We start from the raw sequence: 19,829 nt of genomic DNA, 5'->3' as shown, positions 1-19,829 counted from the left end.
CCGCCTCAGCGCTCGCGTTCGATCTTCGCGCCAAGGTCCGCCATGAGCGGTCCGAACACCGGGAAGGACGTGGCGATCGGGCCGCCGTCGTCGACGCGCACGGGCGCCGCCGCGGCCATGCCGAGCACCAGGAAGGACATGGCGATCCGGTGGTCGAGATGGCTTGCGCAGGTCGCGCCGCCCGGCACGCCGCCGGGGCCGCGCCCGGTGACGATCCACCAGTCCTCGCCCTCCTCCACCTCGACCCCGCAGGCGCGCAGGCCGGTTGCCATCGCGTCGATCCGATCGCTTTCCTTCACCCGCAGTTCGCGCACTCCGCGCATCACCGTGCGCCCGGTCGCGTTGGCGGCGACCGCCGACAGCACGGGATATTCGTCGATCATGCTGGCCGCGCGGGCCGGGTCGACCTCGATCCCCTGCATGTCGGGCGAATAGCGCGCGCGCAGGTCGGCGACCGGCTCGCCCCCCTCGGTGCGCTCGTTCTCATAAGTGAGGTCCGCGCCCATCTCGCGCAGCGTGGCGAAGAGGCCCGCGCGCGTCGGGTTGAGCCCGATCCCCGGCACGAGCACGTCCGAGCCCGGCACGATCAGCGCGGCGCAAACCGGGAAGGCGGCGCTTGACGGGTCGCGCGGCACGGCGATGTCCTGCGGGCTGAGCTCGGGCTGGCCGGTGAGCGTGATGACCCGACCCTCGTCGGTTTCCTCGGTCGCGATCTCGGCGCCAAAGCCGGCGAGCATCCGTTCGGAATGATCGCGCGTCGCCTCGCGCTCGATCACCACGGTCTGCCCCGGCGCGTTCAGCCCCGCAAGCAGCACCGCGGACTTCACCTGGGCCGAGGGCACCGGCGCCGCGTAGCGCACCGGGACCGGGTTCGCCGCGCCCTGGATCGTCATCGGCAGCCGCCCGCCGCTGCGCCCCGTCGCGCGCGCGCCGAACAGCGCGAGCGGATCCGTCACCCGCGCCATCGGGCGACCGTTGAGCGAGGAGTCCCCGGTGAACGTCACGCTGATCGGAGAGGTCGCGACCGCCCCCATCAACAGGCGCACCCCGGTGCCCGAATTGCCGCAGTCGATCACCTGGTCGGGCTCGGCGAACCCGCCCGTGCCGACGCCGTGGACCGACCACGAGCCGCCGCCGTGATCGGTGACCTCCGCGCCCAGCATCCGCATCGCCCGCGCGGTGTCGAGCACGTCCTCCCCTTCCAGCAGGCCGGTGATGCGCGTCTCGCCCACCGCCATCGCGCCGAGGATCAGCGCGCGGTGCGAGATCGACTTGTCCCCCGGAACCTCCGCGATTCCCGCAAGCGGGCCGCAGGGATGCGATGTCATGGGAACGGGTGTGGCGTGGCCGGACATGGCGCGCGCTCCTTCATCTGGATGTGCGGACGGGCGCGCACAACCTGCCGCCGCGCGCGCCCGTCAGGATATGTGCGACGCTCTCAGCGGCCCTCGGAAGACGGGTCGCAGGCCGCGATCACCATCACCTCGACGGCGAGGTCGGGCGTGGCGAGCTTCGCTTCGCCGCAGGCGCGCGCCGGCGCGTGACCCTCGGGAACCCAGGCGTCCCAGACCTCGTTCATCTCTGCGAAATCGCCCATGTCCGCCAGCCAGATCGTCGTTTGCAGGATGCGCGCCTTGTCCGTTCCGGCCTCGGCCAGCAGCTTGTCCACCTTCTCGAGGCAGCTGCGGGTCTGATCGGCGACGCTGTCGCCCTCCTCGCCGACCTGCCCGGCAAGATACACGGTCTCCCCGTGCTTCACGATCTGGCTCATGCGCTTGCCGGAGTGGCTGCGGGTGATCTTGGTCATCTTTCATCTCCTTCGGGTTTGGCCGGGCCGGTTTGTCCCAGCGACAGTGTATGCGCGCGCAGCCATGTCATGAAGCCGCGCGGGTCGTTCTCGAGCATTTCCATCCGCTCCGCGCCGATGGGCGCGCCGACGACGGGTTTCTGCGGGCGGTTGCAGCTGTGCACCACCTCGTGCAGCAGCAGCCCCTGGCGCAGCGTCGCCGACAGGCGGTTGGCGACCTGGTACCAGCGGCTGTTGGCGCCGGGAAAGTAGATCGGCACCACCGCGGCGCCCGAGCGGCGGATCATCTGCGCGGTGAAGACGTTCCATTCCCGCTCGATCGCCGGGCCGAACAGCGTGTCCGAGGACGCCACCACGCCCGAGGGAAACACGCTGATGAGCCCGCCCTCGCGCAGATGGGCCATCGCCTTGGCGCGCATCTCGACCGATTTGCGCTGCGCGTCGGGCTCGTGCGGAAAGGGCACCGGGATCATGTAGCTCGCCGCGACCTCGTCGATGCCGGTCAGCAGGGCGCGGGTGAGGATCTTGTAATCGGTCCGCCGCCGCCCGATCAGATCGGCGAGGATCATCCCGTCGACAAGCCCGTGCGGATGGTTCGCCACCGCCACCACCGGCCCCTCGGCCGGGATGTTGCGAAGCTCCTCGTCGGGGGTCAGCAGATCGATGCCCATCGTGCCCAGCGCCGCGCGCCAGAACGGCTGGCCGGTGGGCGCGCCGCGTTTCTCGAATTCGCGGATCATGCGAATGATCGCCAGCTTGCCGGTGAACCATTCGATCGTGCGGATGGCGCGCGCGGTCAGCGGACGATCGAAAGAGTTGGCATAGGTGAGACTGCGGCGATCATACTTGGTGAACGTCACCGTCTCGGCGTGCGCCAGCTCGCCCGAATCGTCCTTATCCTCTGCCAACTGGACCGTCCCACCTCGTGCCATGTTCCGGGCGCTTACATGTCCTCGCCGAAGCGGCCCGCGACGAGGGCCGCGATCGCGTCGGCCAGCGCATCGGCGTCGGGGCCGCGCGTCTCGACGTCAATAGTGGTTCCCTTCGCGGCTGCCAACATCAAAAGCCCCATGATGCTGTCGGCGCTGGCGGTCTGGCCGTTCTGGGACACTTCGGCGGTGGCGTCGAATCCTTCGGCCACTTCGACCAGCTTGGCCGCCGCGCGGGCGTGCAGGCCCTTGACGTTGACGATTTCAAGCTGACGTCTCTTCACGTCGGACATGGTCAATCCACCGATATGTTCTGGCTGTCTATGTACTTGCGTCCCGCGTCAAGCGCGTCGCGAACCGCCTCGGAGACCCTCTTGCCCCGGCTTTTCGTCAATTTTATCAGCAATGGCAAGTTGGCGCCGTAGACGATACGCCGGTCGTCGGGCTGGCAGGCCTTGAGCGACAGGTTGGAGGGCGAGCCGCCGAACATGTCGGTGACGACCACGACGCCCGCGCCGGTATCCACGTCATCGGCCGCCGCGCAGATCTCGGCCTGCTTGGCGGCGCGGTCGTGATCCGCGCAGAAGGTGACGGCGCGCATGTTCGGCTGCGCGCCCAGCACGTGTTCGACCGCCGCCATGTATTCCCGCGCGAGGCCCCCATGTGCCACGATGACGATCCCGATCAAGGCGCTCGTTCCCCTTACAGCCGGGCGACGTCGATTCCCTCTCCCGCGGACCCCGCGGCGCGACGTTCCAGTTCCCGGTGCCTAGTTGACACCCGCCAGCCCGCATCCGCAAGGGCCGCCGCCAAAGATTCCGCCACCGCCACTGACCTGTGCTGCCCGCCGGTGCAGCCCAGCGCGATCGACAGGTATGCCTTGCCCTCGTTGACATAGGCCGGCAGCAGCATCTCGACCATGTCGCGCAGCCGTTCCTGGAACGGGCCGCTCAGCGGATCCTGCGCGATATAGGCCGCAACCGCCGCGTCGCGCCCGTCGAGCGCGCGCAACTCGGGCTCCCAGTAGGGGTTTTGCAGGAACCGGCAATCGAACACCATGTCCGCGCCGCGCGGCAGGCCGCGCTTGTAGGAAAACGAATGCACCGACACCGCAAGGGTCGCGCCAGATTCAGGCGCGAACCAGCGGGCCACCTCCGCGCGCAGGTCATGCGGCGTCATCTCGGAGGTGTCGATCAGGATGTTGGCGCGCACCCGGATCGGCCCCAGCAGGTCGAGTTCGCGCTCGATCCCGGTCCGCGCGCTCTCGTCCGGGGCCAGCGGGTGACGCCGGCGCGTTTCGGAGAAGCGGCGCTGCAGCACATCCGGCGCGCAATCCAGGTAGAGCAGTTGCGCCGGCATGACGGTGACTTCGTTCAGCCGATCGATGGCCTCGATCAGCGTCTGGGTCGAGAAATCGCGGTTGCGCGTGTCCACGCCAAGCGCCATCGGACGATGCGGGGCCGGGCCGGCAAGCAGCCGCGGCAGCAGCGACAGCGGCAGGTTGTCGATCGCCTCGTAGCCCATGTCCTCGAGCGCGCGGATCGCCGTCGTGCGCCCGGCCCCCGACGGCCCGGTCACCAGGACCAGCGGCGGTGCGACTTGGGGCTCGGTCATGGCGGGCTCTTCCTCAGGCGATCCGGCCGCTCCGCAGGTAGAGGCACAGCGCGGCGGGAAAATGGGGGGCATCGATCATTCCGATATCCGGAAGGCTGACCCCGAGGATATCGGCGCGCTGTTCCTTCGGCAAGCGGCGCGTCGCGCGCCGGTCCATCGCGACGACCGCGACCAGCGGCGCGGGCGCGGCGGCGGGCGCGGACAGGATGCCGATCCCGCGCGCCTCAATCTGGCCCCTGATCGCGTCCGGGGCGCTGGCGATCACCTTGTCGCCCACGCGCCGCAGACAGGTGCGGTCATCCGCGATCAGCCCGGCCCCGAGCGCGATCATCTGCAAGGCGAGCGCCGACTTGCCGCTGCCCGACGCGCCCCGGATCAACAGCGCCCGCCCCTCGAGCGCGACGCAGGTCGCATGCAGCGTCACGGTGTCGGGGGCATCGCTCATGCGGCGGCGTTCGGGCGGCGCTCAGACCGGCAGGCCGACGACAAAGCGCGCGCCAAGCGGGTCCGAGGTGATGTCGGCGTCGGTGGGGCGGATGTTCTCGGCCCAGATCACGCCGCCATGCGCCTCCACGATCTGCTTGGAGATGGCGAGGCCAAGACCCGAATTGTTGCCGAAATCCGTCTCGCTGCGCTGCGAATAGAACCGCTGGAAGATCTTGGTCAGCGCCTCGTCCGGGATGCCGGGGCCGGTGTCCTCGACCACCACCAGCACGCGGTTCTCGCGCCGGCGCGCCCAGACGCGGATCGCGTCGCCGTCCTCGCAGAAGCTGGTGGCGTTGGAGATCAGGTTGACGAAGACCTGCGCAAGCCGCGCCTCCAGCCCGTTGATGATGATCGGATCGTCGGGGAAATCGGTGATGAAGTCGATCCCCTTGCCGCGGGCGTCCTGGCCGAGATATTCGCCGAGGTTGCGCAGCATGGTGAGCAGGTCGAACGGCTCTTCCTCTTCCTTGACCAGTTCGGAATCCAGCCGCGAGGCGTTCGAGATATCGCTCACCAGCCGGTCGAGCCGGCGCACGTCATGCTCGATCACCTCGAGCAGCTTCTCGCGCTGGTCCTCGCGCTTGGCCACGCGCATGGTCCCGACGGCGCTGCGCAGCGAGGCGAGCGGGTTCTTGATCTCGTGGGCGACGTCTGCGGCGAATTGTTCGTTGCTGTCGATCCGGTTGTAGAGCGCGCCGACCATGCCGCGCAGCGCGCCGGACAGGCGCCCGATCTCGTCGGGCCGCGCGGTCAGGTCGGGGATGCGGATGCGCCCCTGCCCATGCTTGCCGCGGTTGCGCGCGCCGCCGACCTCGGCGGCGGCGGCCAGGTCGGCCAGCGGATGCGCGATGGTGGAGGCGAGGATCAGGCTGAGCCCGATGGAGACCAGCGTGGCGATGATGAACATCTGCAACACGCGCTCGCGCTCGGCCATGACCATGCGGTCGATCTCGCCCGAGGCGCTGACAAGGGCGACGACACCGATCGCGCGGCCGTCCTGCTCGATCGGGGTGGCCACGGAGAACACAGCGCCGCCCGCGGCCTCGCCGGTCGTGACCTGCGCGCCCCCGGCCAGCACGTCGGGCACCTGCGCGCGCGCGGTTTCCTCGACGCTGGGACGCGCCGCGGCGCTATCCGACACGAATGGCGAGGACAGCCACCGCCAGAGCGCGCTGAGCGCGTCGGTGATGATGGTCGGCTGGCTATCGGGTTCCTCGGCGCCGCGCGGCCTGCTGCCGATCGCGTGTCCCGCGAGCACGCCGTTCTCGTCGAAGACGAAGATCTCGGCGCCGTCGCCGATATCCAGCCCCGCCAGGGTTGCGGCGACATCGATGCCGTCCCCGGTCACGAGGTTGACCGGCGCGGCGGCGGGGAGTTGCGCCTCGAACACGTCGGCGACCAGCTCCGCCTCCCCTGCGAGGCCGTTGGCGCGCTGCAGCGCCAGCCCGTCGCGCGACGAGTTGAGATAAAGCAGCCCGGCCACGAGAATGTTGAGCGCGATCAGGTTGAAGGTGATGATCTTGCGCGTCAGGGGCGAGTTGCGCAGGGACGCCAGCCCGCGCCGCGCCCGGCGGGCGCGCACCTCGTCCTCGACGATATTGTCGGGAGCGACGAAATCATCCCCCAGAACCACATCGCCGTGCTGCCTCGATGGCGCGTCGCGCACGCTGATCCCCTCGACCAAGGCCACGGTCAGTCTTCGTTGTATCTGTAGCCGATCCCGTAGAGCGTCTCAATCGCCGAGAACTCCGGATCGACCGAGCGCAGCTTCTTGCGCAGGCGCTTGATATGGCTGTCGATGGTGCGGTCGTCGACATAGACCTGGTCGTCATAGGCCACGTCCATCAGCTGATCGCGGCTCTTGACGAAGCCGGGGCGCTGCGCGAGCGCCTGCAGGAGCAGGAATTCGGTCACGGTCAGCGACACGTCCTGGCCCTTCCACGATACGGCGTGGCGCAGCGGGTCCATCCGCAGATCGCCGCGTTCGATCACCTTGCCCTCGTCCTCCTCGGTGGCGGCGACCGTGCCGTCCAGCGCCTCCTGCCGCCGCAGAAGCGCGCGGATGCGTTCGACCAGCAGACGCTGAGAGAAGGGTTTCTTGACGTAGTCGTCCGCGCCCATGCGCAGGCCGAGCACCTCGTCGATCTCGTCGTCCTTGGAGGTCAGGAAGATCACCGGCATCTGCGATTTCTGGCGCAGCCGCTGAAGCAGGTCCATCCCGTCCATGCGCGGCATCTTGATGTCCAGCACGGCCATGTCCGGCAGTTTCTTGTTGAAGGCGTCAAAGGCCTGCTGGCCGTCGTTATAGGTCTCGACCTCGAAACCTTCGGCCTCGAGGGTCATGGAAACGGATGTAAGAATATTCCTGTCATCGTCCACAAGGGCGATCTTAGACATTTGTTCTGTCCTTATACTGCTCAAGTTGCCTGTTTTTTTCAGACACTATGCGCCCCTTTCCTCTTTGCAATCAATCCAAAACTGCGAATCAGCCATGCGAGCCGCCCCATTTCGGGCAAAAAAACTTCAGAAATGGCTAAAATGCCGCGGCGAGATGCCTCGCTTTTTCCACATTCCGGCGCCGCGCTGCCGACCTGGTCGCGTGGTTGCGCTAACGGTCCGGTGGTTGCGCTAACGCCCGAGAAGCGACCTGTTCATTCGCGCAGGCCCCATGCTAAGACCCGGCCAACGGGCACATGGAGGACCGCACGGGGCGGCCCGGGCGCCCCGGCTCCGCCCGCTCCGGACGGCGCCCCAGACTTGGAGAAGACAGGCATGACATTCGGACGGGTGAACCCGAATTTCCAACTCGAGGACCAGGGGATCGACGGGCTGGGGGACGTTCAGTACAACCTGATCGAATCCGCGCTGGTCGAAGCGGCGCTGAAGAACGGCGAAGGCACGCTGGGCCGCGGCGGCGCGTTCCTGGTCACCACGGGCAAGTTCACCGGCCGCTCCCCCAAGGACAAGCATATCGTCAGGACCGACAGCGTCGCCGATCAAGTCTGGTGGGAAAACAACGCCGAGATGTCGCCGGAAGGGTTCGACGCGCTCTATGACGACATGATCGCGCATATGCAGGGCGGGCGCTACTACGTGCAGGATCTCGTCGGCGGCGCGGACCCGGCCCATTCGATCAAGGTGCGCATGATCACCGAGCTTGCCTGGCACGGCCTCTTCATCCGCCACCTCCTGCGCCGCCCCGACCGCGAGTCGCTGGAAAACTTCACCGCCGATTTCACTGTCATCAACTGCCCCAGCTTTAAATCCGACCCGGAAAAGCACGACTGCCGCTCGGACACCGTCATCGCGATGAATTTCGACCGCAAGATCATCCTGATCGGCGGCACGGAATACGCGGGCGAGAACAAGAAATCGGTCTTCACCCTGCTGAACTACCTGCTGCCGCAAAAGGGCGTCATGCCGATGCACTGCTCGGCCAACCACGCCGAGGGAAACCCGGTCGACACCGCGATCTTCTTCGGCCTCAGCGGCACCGGCAAGACGACGCTTTCGGCCGATCCCGAACGCATCCTCATCGGCGACGACGAACACGGCTGGTCGGATCGCGGCACGTTCAACTTCGAAGGCGGCTGCTACGCCAAGACCATCCATCTCGACCCCGAGGCCGAGCCCGAGATCCACGCCACGACCGAGAAATTCGGCACCGTGATCGAGAACATGGTCTTCGATCCCGAAACCCGCGAGCTCGACTTCGAGGACGACTCGCTCACCGCCAACATGCGCTGCGCCTACCCGCTGGAATACATCTCGAACGCCTCCGAGTCGGCGATGGGGGGTCATCCCAAGAACATCATCATGCTGACCTGCGACGCATTCGGCGTGCTGCCCCCCATCGCGCGGCTGACGCCCGCGCAGGCGATGTATCACTTCCTTTCGGGCTTCACCTCCAAGGTAGCGGGCACCGAGCGCGGCGTGACCGAGCCCGAGCCGACCTTCTCGACCTGCTTCGGCGCGCCCTTCATGCCGCGCCGCCCCGAGGTCTACGGCAACCTTCTCAAGGCCAAGATCGCCAAGCACGGCGCGACCTGCTGGCTGGTGAACACCGGCTGGACGGGGGGCGCCTACGGCACCGGCGCGCGCATGCCGATCAAGGCCACGCGCGCGCTGCTGACCGCCGCGCTTGACGGCTCGCTCAGCAATGTGGGGTTCCGCAAGGACGCCAATTTCGGCTTCGAGGTGCCCAAGGACGCGCCGGGCGTGCCGACCGTGCTGCTCGATCCGCGCCGCACCTGGGACCGGCCCGACAGCTATGACCGCCAGGCGGCCAAGCTGGTCAGGATGTTCTCGGAAAACTTCGAGCAATACCTGCCGTATATCGACGAGGACGTGAAGGCCGCCGCCATCGGCTGACCCCGCGCCCCTGCCCCGCCCGAACGCCGGGCGGGGACCACCTGCTCTCAATGTTGCGAAAATACTCGAGCGCACGGCCCGCGCCCGGCCACGGCGCTCACCCGACCAGCCACAGCCCGAGGTAAAGCGTCCCGCCCCCGGCGAGGATGGAGCCGATCACGCTATGCGTCCTCCACGCCACGGCGGTCGCGGCGGCGGCTGCTGCGAGGCGCGGCAAATCGATCGCGCCGCCGGTCGCGGGCGGCCACAGCACCATCGGCGCGATCAGCGCCGGCAGCACCGCCACGGCCGTGTAGCGCAGGTGCCGCAGTAGCCACGCGGGCATCGGCCGGTCGCCCACCAGCCCGATGAACACGAACCGCAACAGGTAGCTCCCCGCCCCGAGCGCGAGAACCGTCAGCCAGATATCGCCCTTGTCGATCATGCCGCCGCACCGCGCCGCTCGACCTCGGCGCCGACGATCATGCCGATCACGCCGGCCACGATGATTCCCAGCGAATAGGGCAGCCAGGTCAGCGACAGCGACGCGACGATCCCCGCCAGCGCCGCCGCCCGGTGCGCGCCGGTCCGCATCATCGGCATCACCAGCGCGATAAAGGTGATCGGGATCGCGAAGTCGAGCGCCAGCGCGTCCGGGATCGCCTCGCCCACCAGCGCGCCGATGAAGGTGAAGACGATCCAGTTCGGCATCAAAGGCGTCGAAACCCCGAAGTAGAAGGCGATCCGGTCGCGCAGGGTCCAGTGCGCGTGTGTCTCGTAGGCCGCGACCGAACAGGCGTAGGTCTGGTCGACCACGCAATACGCGATCAACGCGCGCATCGGCGCCGACGCCTGCCCCAGATAGGGCGTCAGCGCCGCCGAATACATCGCCAGCCGCAGGTTGACCGTCAGCGCGGCGGCGATGACGATCACGGTCGGCGCCTGTTCGCTCAGCAATTGCACGGCGGTGAATTGCGCCGCTCCCGCCACGGTGATCGCGGACATGAAGACGGCCTCGAACATGCTCAGCCCGGCCTCGGCGGCGACGACGCCGAAGAGCAGGCCGAACGGCGCCAGGATGACGATGAACGGAAGCCCCGCGCGCACGCCTTGCCAGTAGGGGGAATTGGTGGTTTGCATGGTGCCGCCGTTCCGGATCGAAGATCAACCCTCCGCCTACCGGGAAACGACAGGAGACACAATTGCCCCAAGACGCGCCGCCCGATCCCGGCTACCTGATCGCCCCGGACCCCTCCGCGCCGGGCCTCACCCGCGCGGTCAGCGGCATCGACCACACCGGCGCCGCGCAGACCATCGACGTGGTCGAGGAACGCCCGCTCACGATCTTTCTCAACGGGAACGAGATCGTCACCGCGATGACCATCGGGGATTATCCCGAATACCTCGCGCTTGGCTTCCTGCGCAACCAGGGGATGCTGCGCGACGGCGAAAAGGTGCTGCGCGTCGATTACGATGACGACCTTGAAACCGTTGTGGTGCGCACGGACGGGCAGACCAGCTACGAGGACAAGCTCAGGAAGAAGACCCGCACCAGCGGCTGCGCCGTCGGCACCGTCTTTGGCGACATGATGGAGGGGCTGGAGGGATTGCGCCTGCCCGACGCCACCGTCAGGACGTCCGATCTCTACAACCTCGCGCATGTCATCAACCGCACCCCGTCGCTCTACCTCGCCGCGGGGGCGATCCACGGCACCGTGCTCTGCGAGGGCGCGCGCCCGCTCGTCTACATGGAGGACGTGGGCCGGCACAACGCGGTCGACAAGATTGCGGGCTGGATGCTCTCCGAAGGGGTCGGCCCCGCGGGAAAGCTGCTCTACACCACCGGGCGGCTGACGTCGGAGATGGTGATCAAGACCGCGCTGATGGGCATCCCGGTTCTCGCCTCGCGTTCGGGCTTCACCGCCTGGGGGGTCGAGATCGCCCGCTCCGTCAACCTCACCCTTATCGGGCGGATGCGCGGGCAGCGGTTCATCTGCCTTGCGGGCGACGAACGCCTGCTGCGCGACATCGACCCCGCGCAGGCGCCCGAGGAGGAGCGCAAGCACCGCCGCAAGGGGGCGACGCGATGAAGCAACCCTTGGGCATCATCCTCGCGGGCGGGCGCGCCACGCGCATGGGCGGCGGCGACAAGGGGCTGCTGCGCCTGGGCGACGGCACGCTGCTCGACCAGGTGATCGCACGGATCGCGCCGCAGGTGGGGGCGCTCGCGCTCAACGCCAACGGCGATCCCGCGCGCTTTGCGCATCTCGGGCTGCCGGTGCTGTCCGACCCGGTCGGGGGTTTTCCCGGCCCGCTCGCCGGGGTTCTCGCCGGGCTCGACTGGGCCGCCGAGCGGGGGGCGGACGCGGTGGTGAGCGTCGCCGCCGACACGCCCTTCTTTCCCTGCGATCTTGTCCCGCGCCTGGTGCTGGCCGCCGAGGGCATGGCCGCGCCTCTCGCGCTCGCCGTCACGCCGGACGGCCGCCAGCCGACCTTCGGCCTCTGGCCGGTGGCGCTGCGCGACGATCTGCGCGCCGCGCTCGGCGCGGGCTTGCGCAAGATCGTCATGTGGACCGACCGGCATGGCGGGCAGGCGGCCCTCTTCGATGAAGCCGGAGAGCCGTTCTTCAACGTCAATACGCCCGAGGACCTGGCGCACGCGCGCGCCCGATTGGAAGAGGCATGAAACTCTACGGCGTCACCGGCTGGAAGAACGCGGGCAAGACCGGACTCGTGGAGCGGCTGGTGGCCGAGTTCACGGCGCGCGGCCTTACCGTGTCGACGGTGAAACACGCGCATCAGAGCTTCGACGTGGATCGCCCCGGCGCCGACAGCGACCGCCACCGCGCTGCGGGCGCGCACGAGGTGCTGCTGGCCTCGTCCAATCGCGTCGCGCTGCTGACGGAGCTTCGAGGCGCGCCCGAACCGCCGCTGGCGGAGCTGCTGACGCGACTGGCGCCCGCCGACCTCGTGCTGATCGAGGGCTACAAGCGCGACGCGCACCCCAAGATCGAGGCCCACCGCGCCGCCGCCGGCAATCCCCTGATCGCCCCCGACGATCCCACCATCCGCGCGGTCGCAAGCGATGCGCCGCTCGCCCTCGAGCGCCCGGTCTTCGATCTCGACGACACCAACGCCATCGCCGATTTCATCGCCGCGGAGCTTGGCCTGTGAGGGGGTTCGACAGCGTCCTCGTCACCGACTGGTCCGCCGCCAGCGCGCCCGCTCCCAAACGCCCGTCAAAGGACGCGATCTGGATCGGCCTCAGCCGGGACGGCGTCGAGCATGAGCCGCTCTACTGCCGCACCCGCCACGAGGCCGAGGCGCGGCTCGCCACGCTCATCGACGAGGAACGCGCCGCCGGACGCCGCCTGCTCGCCGCGTTCGATTTCCCCTTCGGCTATCCGGCGGGCTTTGCCCGGCGCGTGACCGGGTCGGACGATCCGCTCGCCCTCTGGGACTGGCTCGAGACGCGGATCGAGGATGACGAGAGCGGGCGCAACAACCGCTTCGAGGTGGCCGAGACGCTCAACGCGCTCTTCGACGGGCCCGGGCCGTTCTGGGGCAAGACCCATCGCGACCGCTGGCCGGGCATCCCTTACGCGAAGCGCGGCGTCAGCTTTGACGCGGTGGCCGAGAAACGCGCCTGCGACCGCGCGGCGCGCGCGGCGTCGAGCTGTTTCCAGCTCTGCTATCACCCGACCGTGGGCAGCCAGGCGCTGATGGGCCTGCCGATGCTGGCGCGCCTGCGCCGCCGCCCCGGCGTGGCGGTCTGGCCGTTTGGCGATTGGCAGGACGCCCCGGTCGTGCTGGCCGAATGCTGGCCCGGCCTGATCGAGCGCGCGGTGCGCCACGCGCAAACCGGCGGCGAGGAGATCCGCGACCGCGCGCAGGTCCGCCTGCTTGCCCGCGCCTTGGCGCGTTTGCCCGTCCCCGAACTGCAGGCGATGATGACCGGCCTGCCGCCCGAAGCGCGGGAGGAGGCGTGGATCCTCGCCGCCGGTCACGGCCCGCGCCTCTGCGCGCTGGCCGCCGATGACGCCCCGCTTGACCCGCCGCCGCTGCGCGACGACTGCTTCGCCCTGCCCGCCGGCGTGCACTGGACCCCGGTGGACGAGGCGCTGACCGCGCTGCGCGCCGGGCTGCACCGGGTCGTGGGCGCGGAAAACCTGCCGCTTGACGCGGCGGCGGGGCGGGTTCTGGCCGAAGACGTGCGCGCGCGGCGCTCCAACCCGCCGGCCCCCAACTCGGCGGTGGACGGCTACGGCTTCGCCTTCGCGAGCCTTCCGGACTCGCCGCATCACGTCCTGCCGCTCTGCGACGGGCGCGCGGCGGCCGGGAGCGCATATCGCGGCGCTGTGCCGCCCGGCCATGCGCTGCGCATTCTGACCGGCGCAATCATCCCCGAGGGCGTCGATACCGTCGTGCTGGAAGAGGATGTGCGCCGCGACGCGCGGCGGATCGCATTCCGCAGCGGCGTGCGCAAGGGCGCCAACACCCGCAAGGCGGGCGAGGATGTCATGGCGGACGAGGCGATCGCGGCGAAGGGGCGGGTTCTGACCCCGGCCGACCTCGCGCTGCTGGCCGCGACGGGAACTGCCGAGGTGCGCGTGTATCGCCGTCTGCGCGTCGCGATCCTGTCGACCGGGGACGAAATCCGCGCGCCGGGCGAGGCGACGCTTCCCGAGCATATCCATGACGCCAACCGCCCGATGCTGGGCGCGCTGATGGCCGGCATGGGGATTGACGTGGTGGATATCGGACGCATCCCTGACGACCGCGAAGCCCTGCGCGCCGCGCTCGACCGGGCGGCTTTGGAGGCGGACGCGATCCTCACCTCGGGCGGCGCGTCGGCGGGGGACGAGGATCACGTCTCGGCGCTGCTGCGCGAGGCGGGCGCGATGCGGACCTGGCGCATCGCGCTCAAGCCGGGGCGCCCGCTGGCGCTGGCGCTCTGGGAGGGCAAGCCGGTCTTCGGCCTGCCCGGCAACCCGGTCGCGGCGCTGGTCTGCACACTGATCTTCGCCCGCCCCGCGCTGGCGACGCTGGCCGGCGCGGCCTGGACCGAGCCGCAAGGCTTCGACGTCCCCGCCGCCTTCGCCAAGCGCAAGAAGCCGGGCCGGCGCGAATACCTGCGCGCGCGCATCCGCGGCGGCCGCGCCGAGGTCTTCGGCTCCGAGGGTTCGGGGCGGGTCAGCGGGCTGAGCTGGGCCGAGGGGCTGGTCGAACTGCCCGACGGCGCGGCCGAGATCGCCCCCGGCGACCCGGTGCGCTATATCCCCTTCACCAGTTTCGGGTTGTAGGCGTGGGATACAAGTCTTTTCGGAACGTCGAGAGACGGCTTGGAGAAATCGCCGCAACCGGGGCCTTTTCCTGATACCCGAGATCGACGGCGGCCGCAGGCGCGGTCAGTCGAAAGTGCCTGCGATGCGGCCCAGCAGCATGAAGGCGCGGGCGGTGCGCGTGTCCGAGAATTCGGTAATGTCGGCGTCGCTCGCGGTTTCGGCGAAGCTGCTGAACATCCGGTCGAAGCGACGGAGGAAGTGGTGCGCCGCGTCGCGGAAGATCGGGTCGGATTTCATGCGCGCGGCGGCAAGCGCAAGCGACGAGCGATCCCGTATGCCGCCCAGCGCGGCGATCTCGCGCCCGCGCGCGCCCGCGCCGAACCGGCGCCAGACCTCGGGGCGGGCCATTTCCGGGCGCAGGTCGTCCATGTAGATGCCGTCCTGGCTGAGCAGCGTCAGGATATCCTGCGCCGCCTGGATCAACAGCGCGGTGGGCCGGTCCTTGAGCGCGCGGCGCAGGGCGGCGAAGCCGGGCTTGTCCTCGGCGGTTTCGGGAAAGTTGAGCGCGCGGATGAAATCCTCGGTCGAAAGCGGCGGGCGGATCTCCTCGGCCGGGGTGCCGAGCGGCAGCGCGACCTGGTCGCCGCCGCCCGCCGGGGCGGCCTGCTGCGCGGGCGCGGGACGCGCGCCCCCCTGCCGCGAGGATGAAAACGTCGCCAGCGCGGTCTCATGCTTGCGCTGCGCCGCCGCGATCTCGTCAAGCTTGCGCGCGACCGAGGGTTCGTTCGCGGCGCGCGCGCCCGACTGGCTCTGGATCACGTAGGCCTGGCGGATCGCGTCGATCGCGGCCTGTAGGCGCTGGCTCTCTTCCCGCATGACCTTGGCCGCGCGCGCGGCGGTGGCGCCGACCCAGATCATTGCGACCGGCATGAACACCACCAGCAGGATCAGCATGAAGTTGAGAACGCCGCCCGTACCCCCCATCACGCCGTTCGGCGCCAGAACCAGGAAGAACAGCGCCGATCCGACCAGCCACAGTCCCGCCAGTATCAGCGCCGCCACCTCGATGCCGGTGATCGGGGGGTTGGCGGCCTTGTCGTATATCCCCAGCGACGTGGGCCGGGCCGGCTTGGGGTCGGGCATGCGCTGTATCCTGTCAGATATAGGCGATCTTGAGCACTTCGTAGGAACGTTCGCCGCCGGGGGTGCGAACCTCGACGCTGTCGCCCTCCTCCTTGCCGATCAGAGCGCGGGCGATGGGCGACTTGATGTTCAGCAGACCCTTTTCGATGTTGGCCTCGTGTTCGCCGACGATCTGCCAGGTCCGCTCTTCCTCGGTGTCCTCGTCCACCAGCGTCACGGTCGCGCCGAACTTGATCGGGCCGCTGAGCTTGGCGGGGTCGAACACCTCGGCCAGGCCGAGTACGCCCTCCAGCTCCTTGATGCGCCCCTCGATGAAGCTCTGCTTCTCGCGGGCCGAGTGATATTCGGCATTCTCGGACAGATCGCCATGTTCGCGCGCCTCGGCGATGGCGCGGATGATGGCCGGGCGTTCGACCGACTTGAGCTGTTTCAGCTCGGCCTCGAGCGCCGCGTGGCCCGTGCGGGTCATCGGTACCTTGTCCATAGTTACAATCCTCTTCCGACAGGCGCGCCAACGCGCGCCCGTCCTGTCATTTTACAGGTCGCGTCAGACTGACCCGACCGCGCCGAGGATTGCAATAGGCCATGCGCCGGAGTGGCGCAATCATGCGCGATCCGCGCCTTTGTCCGCCTCGCGACGTCGTGTTTCAATTGACGCCCGCCCGCCCCTCGCGATAGGCACATCTGCGACCCCGAGACCGGCCCTGCGTGACACGCGGCCCACTGAATAAAGGATGGACCCATGTCCGATACGACGCGCGAGACTATGGAATACGATGTGGTGATCGTGGGCGCCGGACCCGCGGGCCTCAGCGCCGCGATCCGGCTCAAGCAGCTCGATCCCGACCGCGAGGTCGTGGTGCTGGAAAAGGGCAGCGAGGTGGGCGCGCATATCCTGTCGGGCGCGGTGCTCGACCCATGCGGGCTCGACGCGCTCATCCCCGACTGGAAGGAAAAGGGCGCGCCGCTGAACGTGCCGGTCAAGGACGACAGCTTCTACATGCTGGGCGAAGCGGGCCGCCTGCGGGTGCCCAACTTCCCGATGCCGCCGCTGATGAACAACCACGGCAATTACGTCGTCTCGATGGGCAATGTCTGCCGCTGGATGGCCGAACAGGCCGAGGAACTGGGCGTCGAGGTGTTCCCCGGCATGGCCTGCTCGGAGCTGGTCTTTGACGAGGACGGGCGCGTCAAGGGCGTGGTCGCGGGCGAGTTCGGCATCGCGCCCGACGGCTCCAAGGGCCCGAATTACGAGCCGGGCATGGAACTGCACGGCAAGTATGTCTTTCTCGGCGAAGGCGTGCGCGGCTCGCTCTCCAAGCAGGTGATCGAGAAATTCGACCTCGCCCAGGGCAAGGAGCCGCAGAAATACGGCCTCGGCATGAAGGAAATCTGGGAAATCGACCCGGACAAGCACCGTCCCGGCAGCGTGACGCACACGATGGGCTGGCCTCTGGGCAAGAACGCCGGCGGCGGCAGCTTTATCTATCACCTTGACAACAATCAGGTTTACGTGGGCTTCGTGGTTCACCTGAACTACAAGAACCCCTACCTCTATCCCTACATGGAATTCCAGCGATTCAAGCATCACCCGATCGTGGCCGAGCTTCTGGAAGGCGGCAAGCGCGTGGCCTACGGCGCGCGCGCCATCTCCGAGGGCGGCTGGCAGTCGATGCCGAAACTGGTCGCGCCCGGCGTGGCGCTGCTGGGATGTTCCGCGGGCATGGTCAACGTGCCGCGCATCAAGGGCAATCACAACGCCATGCTCTCGGGCAAGGCCGCGGCCGAAGCCGCCCATGCCGCGATCGAGAACGGGCGCGCGGGCGATGAACTCGCCGCCTACGAGGACGACGTGCGCAACGGCCCAATCGGCAGCGACCTGCGAAAGGTGCGCAACGTCAAGCCGCTCTGGTCAAAATACGGCCTGATGGCGAGCCTCGGACTCGGCGGGTTCGACATGTGGACCAACACGATCGGGCTTTCGCTGCTGGGCACGCTGAAACACGGCAAGACAGACGCCGAAGCGACCGAGGAGGCCGCCAAGCACAAGGAAATCGCCTATCCCAAGCCCGACGGCAAGCTGAGCTTCGACCGGCTGACCAACGTGAGCTTCTCGATGACCAACCATGACGAGAACCAGCCGGCGCACCTGAAGCTGAAGGATCCGGACGTTCCCGTAAAAGTGAACCTGCCGAAATACGCCGGCCCTTCGGCGCGCTACTGCCCGGCAGGGGTCTATGAATTCATCCAGGAGGACGGCAAGGAGCCGCGGTTCCAGATCAACTTCCAGAACTGCGTGCATTGCAAGACCTGCGACATCAAGGATCCGCCGCAGAACATCAACTGGACAACGCCGCAGGGCGGGGACGGGCCGAACTATCCCAACATGTGAACCGGCGCCTGCGCGGCGGCGGACCGCCGGGCGGCATTGCGTTGGCGCGCCGCGAGGACTAGGTTATGCACCAATGAGGCCAACAACAAACCGAGCATGCGCGTGATCCTTCGCCCCCTGACCGCCCTCGCCCTTGGCGCGGCCCTCCTGCTGCCGCCCGCGACGACCCAAGCCGACGAGTCGGTCGGCGCTTACCTCGCCGCGCGGCAGGCGCGTTTCAACAGTGATTACGAGGCCGCCGCGCTCTATCTGACGCGGGCGATGGCCGAAGATCCGGCGAATCCGGAGATCATGGAATACGCCATCGCCGCGCAGGTGTCGCTGGGCAAGATCGACCGCGCGCTGCCCATCGCGCGGCAGATGGAGGAACAGGGCTTCGGCAGTCAGATCGCGCGGATGGTCCTGCTCGCCGACGAGGTCAAGCGCGAGGAATACGGCGCCGTGCTGGCCCGGATCGAGGCCGAGAACGGCGTGGGACCGCTGGCCGACGGGCTGATCGCGGCCTGGGCCACGCTCGGTGAGGGGGACATGGCCACCGCGCTCACCCTTTTTGACAAGATCGCCGAGGAAGCCGGACTGCGCAGCTTCGCCATCTATCACAAAGCGCTCGCGCTGGCCTCGGTCGGGGATTACGAATCCGCCGACGCGATCTATGCCGGCAAGAGCGACGGCCCGATGCAGACCACCCGGCGCGGCACCATCGCTTGGGCCGAGGTGCTGAGCCAGCTCGAGCGCAACGAGGACGCGATCAAGGTCATCGACGAGGCTTTCGGCAGCGATCTCGACCCGCAGATCGCCGACTTGCGCGCGCGGCTGGAATCCGGCGAGCGGATCAGTTTCGGCCGCGTCGGCACGCCGCGCGAAGGGATCGCCGAGGTGTTCTATTCGCTGGGCCGCGCCCTGCTGGCGGACACCGGCGAGGATTACGTGCTGCTCTATTCGCGGATCGCGGAGTATCTCGACGAGAATCACATCGACGCGCGCATCATGACCGCCGAGCTTCTGGAAAACATCGGCCAATACGACCTCGCGACCGAGGCTTACAAGCGGGTGCCGCCCGACAATCCCGCCTTCCACGTCGCGGAACTGGGCCGCGCGGAGACGCTGCGCCGCGCGGGCCGGCTCGACGCCGCGGCCGAAGTGCTCGAACAGCTGCGCCGCTCGCATCCCGACCTCGCCATCGCCCATGCTTCGGCGGGCGATCTCTACCGGCAGCGCGAACAGTTCGACAAGGCGATCGCCGCCTACGACCAGGCGGTCGATCTCTACAAGGCGCGCGACAACGAACAATGGTTCGTCTATTACGCCCGCGCCATCAGTCACGAGCGCCGCGATCACTGGAACAAGGCCGAGGCCGATTTCCGCCAGGCGCTCGAACTGAACCCGGATCAGCCGCAGGTTCTCAACTATCTCGGCTATTCGCTGGTCGAACAGCACGCCAAGCTCGACGAGGCGCTCGAGATGATCGAACGCGCCGTCGAACTCAATCCCGGCAGCGGCTACATCGTCGACAGCCTCGGCTGGGCGCTCTATCGCCTCGGCCGCTACGAAGAGGCCATCGGTCACATGGAGCGCGCCGCCGAATTGATGCCGGTCGATCCGGTGGTCAACGACCACCTGGGCGACGTGCTCTGGGCGGTGGGCCGGCAAACCGAGGCGCGCTTTCAGTGGAAACGGGCGCTTTCCTTCGTGGATAAGGAAAACCCGTCGCCGGACGTGAAACCCGAGCGCATCCGCCGCAAGCTCGAGGTCGGGCTGGACCAGGTCCTGCGCGAAGAGGGCGCCCCGCCGCTGGAACTGGCCAATGACAAAGGATGACGCAG

General features: G+C 68.4%; 20 protein-coding genes. 7 read left to right on the top strand and 13 right to left on the bottom strand.

All coding sequences use genetic code 11. The annotated features are described in order from the left end of the window. Positions 1 to 5: 5 nt before the first annotated feature. The 9 genes from aroA to D6850_RS07050 form a co-directional block, all read right to left on the bottom strand. On the bottom strand, positions 6 to 1,355 hold the full coding sequence (gene aroA / locus D6850_RS07090; RefSeq protein WP_121165320.1) for a 3-phosphoshikimate 1-carboxyvinyltransferase: 1,350 nt from the start codon (positions 1,353 to 1,355) through the stop codon (positions 6 to 8). An 83-nt stretch (positions 1,356 to 1,438) separates the two neighbouring features. Continuing rightward, positions 1,439 to 1,807 (bottom strand): RidA family protein, encoded by a 369-nt coding sequence (locus D6850_RS07085; protein ID WP_121165317.1) that lies wholly within the window; start codon positions 1,805 to 1,807, stop codon positions 1,439 to 1,441. Then, entirely contained in the window at positions 1,804 to 2,739 is a 936-nt protein-coding gene (locus D6850_RS07080; protein WP_121165315.1) for a lysophospholipid acyltransferase family protein, read from the bottom strand. Before D6850_RS07080 ends, D6850_RS07085 begins: the two co-directional genes overlap by 4 nt. A gap of 11 nt (positions 2,740 to 2,750) precedes the next feature. Further along, positions 2,751 to 3,029 (bottom strand): HPr family phosphocarrier protein, encoded by a 279-nt coding sequence (locus tag D6850_RS07075; RefSeq protein ID WP_206019229.1) that lies wholly within the window; start codon positions 3,027 to 3,029, stop codon positions 2,751 to 2,753. Between the two features lie 2 nt (positions 3,030 to 3,031). Continuing rightward, positions 3,032 to 3,424: a PTS sugar transporter subunit IIA gene (locus D6850_RS07070; protein ID WP_121165313.1), complete on the bottom strand. Its 393-nt coding sequence runs from the start codon at positions 3,422 to 3,424 to the stop codon at positions 3,032 to 3,034. Between the two features lie 14 nt (positions 3,425 to 3,438). Continuing rightward, entirely contained in the window at positions 3,439 to 4,350 is a 912-nt protein-coding gene (rapZ, locus tag D6850_RS07065) for an RNase adapter RapZ (RefSeq protein ID WP_121165311.1), read from the bottom strand. Positions 4,351 to 4,363: 13 nt separating this feature from the next. Next, positions 4,364 to 4,795 carry an HPr kinase/phosphorylase gene (locus D6850_RS07060; RefSeq protein WP_121165309.1) on the bottom strand — a complete coding sequence of 144 codons (432 nt, stop codon included), beginning with the start codon at positions 4,793 to 4,795 and terminating at the stop codon, positions 4,364 to 4,366. A 21-nt stretch (positions 4,796 to 4,816) separates the two neighbouring features. Continuing rightward, complete coding sequence (locus D6850_RS07055; protein ID WP_121165307.1) at positions 4,817 to 6,526, bottom strand: sensor histidine kinase; 1,710 nt, start codon at positions 6,524 to 6,526, stop codon at positions 4,817 to 4,819. Between the two features lie 2 nt (positions 6,527 to 6,528). Continuing rightward, positions 6,529 to 7,233 carry a response regulator transcription factor gene (locus D6850_RS07050; RefSeq protein ID WP_121165305.1) on the bottom strand — a complete coding sequence of 235 codons (705 nt, stop codon included), beginning with the start codon at positions 7,231 to 7,233 and terminating at the stop codon, positions 6,529 to 6,531. 375 nt (positions 7,234 to 7,608) lie between these two features. On the opposite strand from D6850_RS07050, the gene D6850_RS07045 reads away from it, so the two are divergent. Then, the gene (locus D6850_RS07045; RefSeq protein WP_121165303.1) at positions 7,609 to 9,207 is read left to right on the top strand and encodes a phosphoenolpyruvate carboxykinase; all 1,599 of its coding nucleotides are present in this window, start codon (positions 7,609 to 7,611) and stop codon (positions 9,205 to 9,207) included. A 97-nt stretch (positions 9,208 to 9,304) separates the two neighbouring features. Here the strand turns inward: D6850_RS07045 and D6850_RS07040 are convergent, their stop codons facing one another. Together D6850_RS07040 and D6850_RS07035 are read right to left on the bottom strand one after the other, a co-directional pair. Then, entirely contained in the window at positions 9,305 to 9,631 is a 327-nt protein-coding gene (locus D6850_RS07040; RefSeq protein ID WP_121165301.1) for an AzlD domain-containing protein, read from the bottom strand. Further along, positions 9,628 to 10,326, bottom strand: coding sequence for an AzlC family ABC transporter permease (locus tag D6850_RS07035; protein WP_121165299.1), 699 nt, complete (start codon positions 10,324 to 10,326; stop codon positions 9,628 to 9,630). The genes D6850_RS07040 and D6850_RS07035 overlap by 4 nt, the downstream gene beginning before the upstream one ends. A gap of 62 nt (positions 10,327 to 10,388) precedes the next feature. Here D6850_RS07035 and D6850_RS07030 point away from each other — a divergent pair, with 62 nt between their 5' ends. From D6850_RS07030 to D6850_RS07015, 4 genes are read left to right on the top strand one after another with little or no spacing between them, the layout of a single operon-like run. After that, positions 10,389 to 11,276 carry a formate dehydrogenase accessory sulfurtransferase FdhD gene (locus D6850_RS07030; RefSeq protein ID WP_121165297.1) on the top strand — a complete coding sequence of 296 codons (888 nt, stop codon included), beginning with the start codon at positions 10,389 to 10,391 and terminating at the stop codon, positions 11,274 to 11,276. Next, positions 11,273 to 11,872, top strand: coding sequence for a molybdenum cofactor guanylyltransferase MobA (gene mobA / locus D6850_RS07025; protein WP_121165295.1), 600 nt, complete (start codon positions 11,273 to 11,275; stop codon positions 11,870 to 11,872). Before D6850_RS07030 ends, mobA begins: the two co-directional genes overlap by 4 nt. Further along, a complete protein-coding gene (gene mobB, locus D6850_RS07020; protein WP_121165293.1) occupies positions 11,869 to 12,360 on the top strand; it encodes a molybdopterin-guanine dinucleotide biosynthesis protein B in 492 nt (163 codons plus the stop codon). Before mobA ends, mobB begins: the two co-directional genes overlap by 4 nt. Next, on the top strand, positions 12,357 to 14,489 hold the full coding sequence (locus tag D6850_RS07015; protein ID WP_121165291.1) for a molybdopterin-binding protein: 2,133 nt from the start codon (positions 12,357 to 12,359) through the stop codon (positions 14,487 to 14,489). Before mobB ends, D6850_RS07015 begins: the two co-directional genes overlap by 4 nt. A gap of 105 nt (positions 14,490 to 14,594) precedes the next feature. Here D6850_RS07015 and D6850_RS07010 read toward each other — a convergent pair whose 3' ends face one another. Together D6850_RS07010 and greA are read right to left on the bottom strand one after the other, a co-directional pair. Beyond that, on the bottom strand, positions 14,595 to 15,614 hold the full coding sequence (locus tag D6850_RS07010) for a hypothetical protein (protein ID WP_121165289.1): 1,020 nt from the start codon (positions 15,612 to 15,614) through the stop codon (positions 14,595 to 14,597). Between the two features lie 13 nt (positions 15,615 to 15,627). Continuing rightward, a complete protein-coding gene (gene greA / locus D6850_RS07005; RefSeq protein WP_121165287.1) occupies positions 15,628 to 16,098 on the bottom strand; it encodes a transcription elongation factor GreA in 471 nt (156 codons plus the stop codon). Positions 16,099 to 16,356: 258 nt separating this feature from the next. On the opposite strand from greA, the gene D6850_RS07000 reads away from it, so the two are divergent. Together D6850_RS07000 and D6850_RS06995 are read left to right on the top strand one after the other, a co-directional pair. Next, positions 16,357 to 18,006, top strand: coding sequence for an electron transfer flavoprotein-ubiquinone oxidoreductase (locus tag D6850_RS07000; protein WP_121165282.1), 1,650 nt, complete (start codon positions 16,357 to 16,359; stop codon positions 18,004 to 18,006). A 96-nt stretch (positions 18,007 to 18,102) separates the two neighbouring features. After that, the gene (locus D6850_RS06995) at positions 18,103 to 19,824 is read left to right on the top strand and encodes a tetratricopeptide repeat protein (RefSeq protein ID WP_121165280.1); all 1,722 of its coding nucleotides are present in this window, start codon (positions 18,103 to 18,105) and stop codon (positions 19,822 to 19,824) included. Positions 19,825 to 19,829: the final 5 nt, after the last annotated feature.

The sequence above is a fragment of the Roseovarius spongiae genome (assembly GCF_003651245.1).
In the GTDB taxonomy this organism is placed as follows: domain Bacteria; phylum Pseudomonadota; class Alphaproteobacteria; order Rhodobacterales; family Rhodobacteraceae; genus Roseovarius; species Roseovarius spongiae.
Note: the sequence above shows the minus strand (reverse complement) of the source record. Positions and strands in the feature narration are given on the sequence as shown.

What these genes read in the sequence shown, in the direction of transcription:
- aroA (WP_121165320.1), bottom strand. Translation starts at nt 1,355, where the DNA reads ATGTCCGGCCACGCCACACCCGTTCCCATGACATCGCATCCCTGCGGC.
- D6850_RS07085 (WP_121165317.1), bottom strand. Translation starts at nt 1,807, where the DNA reads ATGACCAAGATCACCCGCAGCCACTCCGGCAAGCGCATGAGCCAGATC.
- D6850_RS07080 (WP_121165315.1), bottom strand. Translation starts at nt 2,739, where the DNA reads ATGGCACGAGGTGGGACGGTCCAGTTGGCAGAGGATAAGGACGATTCG.
- D6850_RS07075 (WP_206019229.1), bottom strand. Translation starts at nt 3,029, where the DNA reads ATGTCCGACGTGAAGAGACGTCAGCTTGAAATCGTCAACGTCAAGGGC.
- rapZ (WP_121165311.1), bottom strand. Translation starts at nt 4,350, where the DNA reads ATGACCGAGCCCCAAGTCGCACCGCCGCTGGTCCTGGTGACCGGGCCG.
- D6850_RS07060 (WP_121165309.1), bottom strand. Translation starts at nt 4,795, where the DNA reads ATGAGCGATGCCCCCGACACCGTGACGCTGCATGCGACCTGCGTCGCG.
- D6850_RS07050 (WP_121165305.1), bottom strand. Translation starts at nt 7,233, where the DNA reads ATGTCTAAGATCGCCCTTGTGGACGATGACAGGAATATTCTTACATCC.
- D6850_RS07045 (WP_121165303.1), top strand. Translation starts at nt 7,609, where the DNA reads ATGACATTCGGACGGGTGAACCCGAATTTCCAACTCGAGGACCAGGGG.
- D6850_RS07040 (WP_121165301.1), bottom strand. Translation starts at nt 9,631, where the DNA reads ATGATCGACAAGGGCGATATCTGGCTGACGGTTCTCGCGCTCGGGGCG.
- D6850_RS07035 (WP_121165299.1), bottom strand. Translation starts at nt 10,326, where the DNA reads ATGCAAACCACCAATTCCCCCTACTGGCAAGGCGTGCGCGCGGGGCTT.
- mobA (WP_121165295.1), top strand. Translation starts at nt 11,273, where the DNA reads ATGAAGCAACCCTTGGGCATCATCCTCGCGGGCGGGCGCGCCACGCGC.
- mobB (WP_121165293.1), top strand. Translation starts at nt 11,869, where the DNA reads ATGAAACTCTACGGCGTCACCGGCTGGAAGAACGCGGGCAAGACCGGA.
- D6850_RS07010 (WP_121165289.1), bottom strand. Translation starts at nt 15,614, where the DNA reads ATGCCCGACCCCAAGCCGGCCCGGCCCACGTCGCTGGGGATATACGAC.
- greA (WP_121165287.1), bottom strand. Translation starts at nt 16,098, where the DNA reads ATGGACAAGGTACCGATGACCCGCACGGGCCACGCGGCGCTCGAGGCC.
- D6850_RS07000 (WP_121165282.1), top strand. Translation starts at nt 16,357, where the DNA reads ATGTCCGATACGACGCGCGAGACTATGGAATACGATGTGGTGATCGTG.
- D6850_RS06995 (WP_121165280.1), top strand. Translation starts at nt 18,103, where the DNA reads ATGCGCGTGATCCTTCGCCCCCTGACCGCCCTCGCCCTTGGCGCGGCC.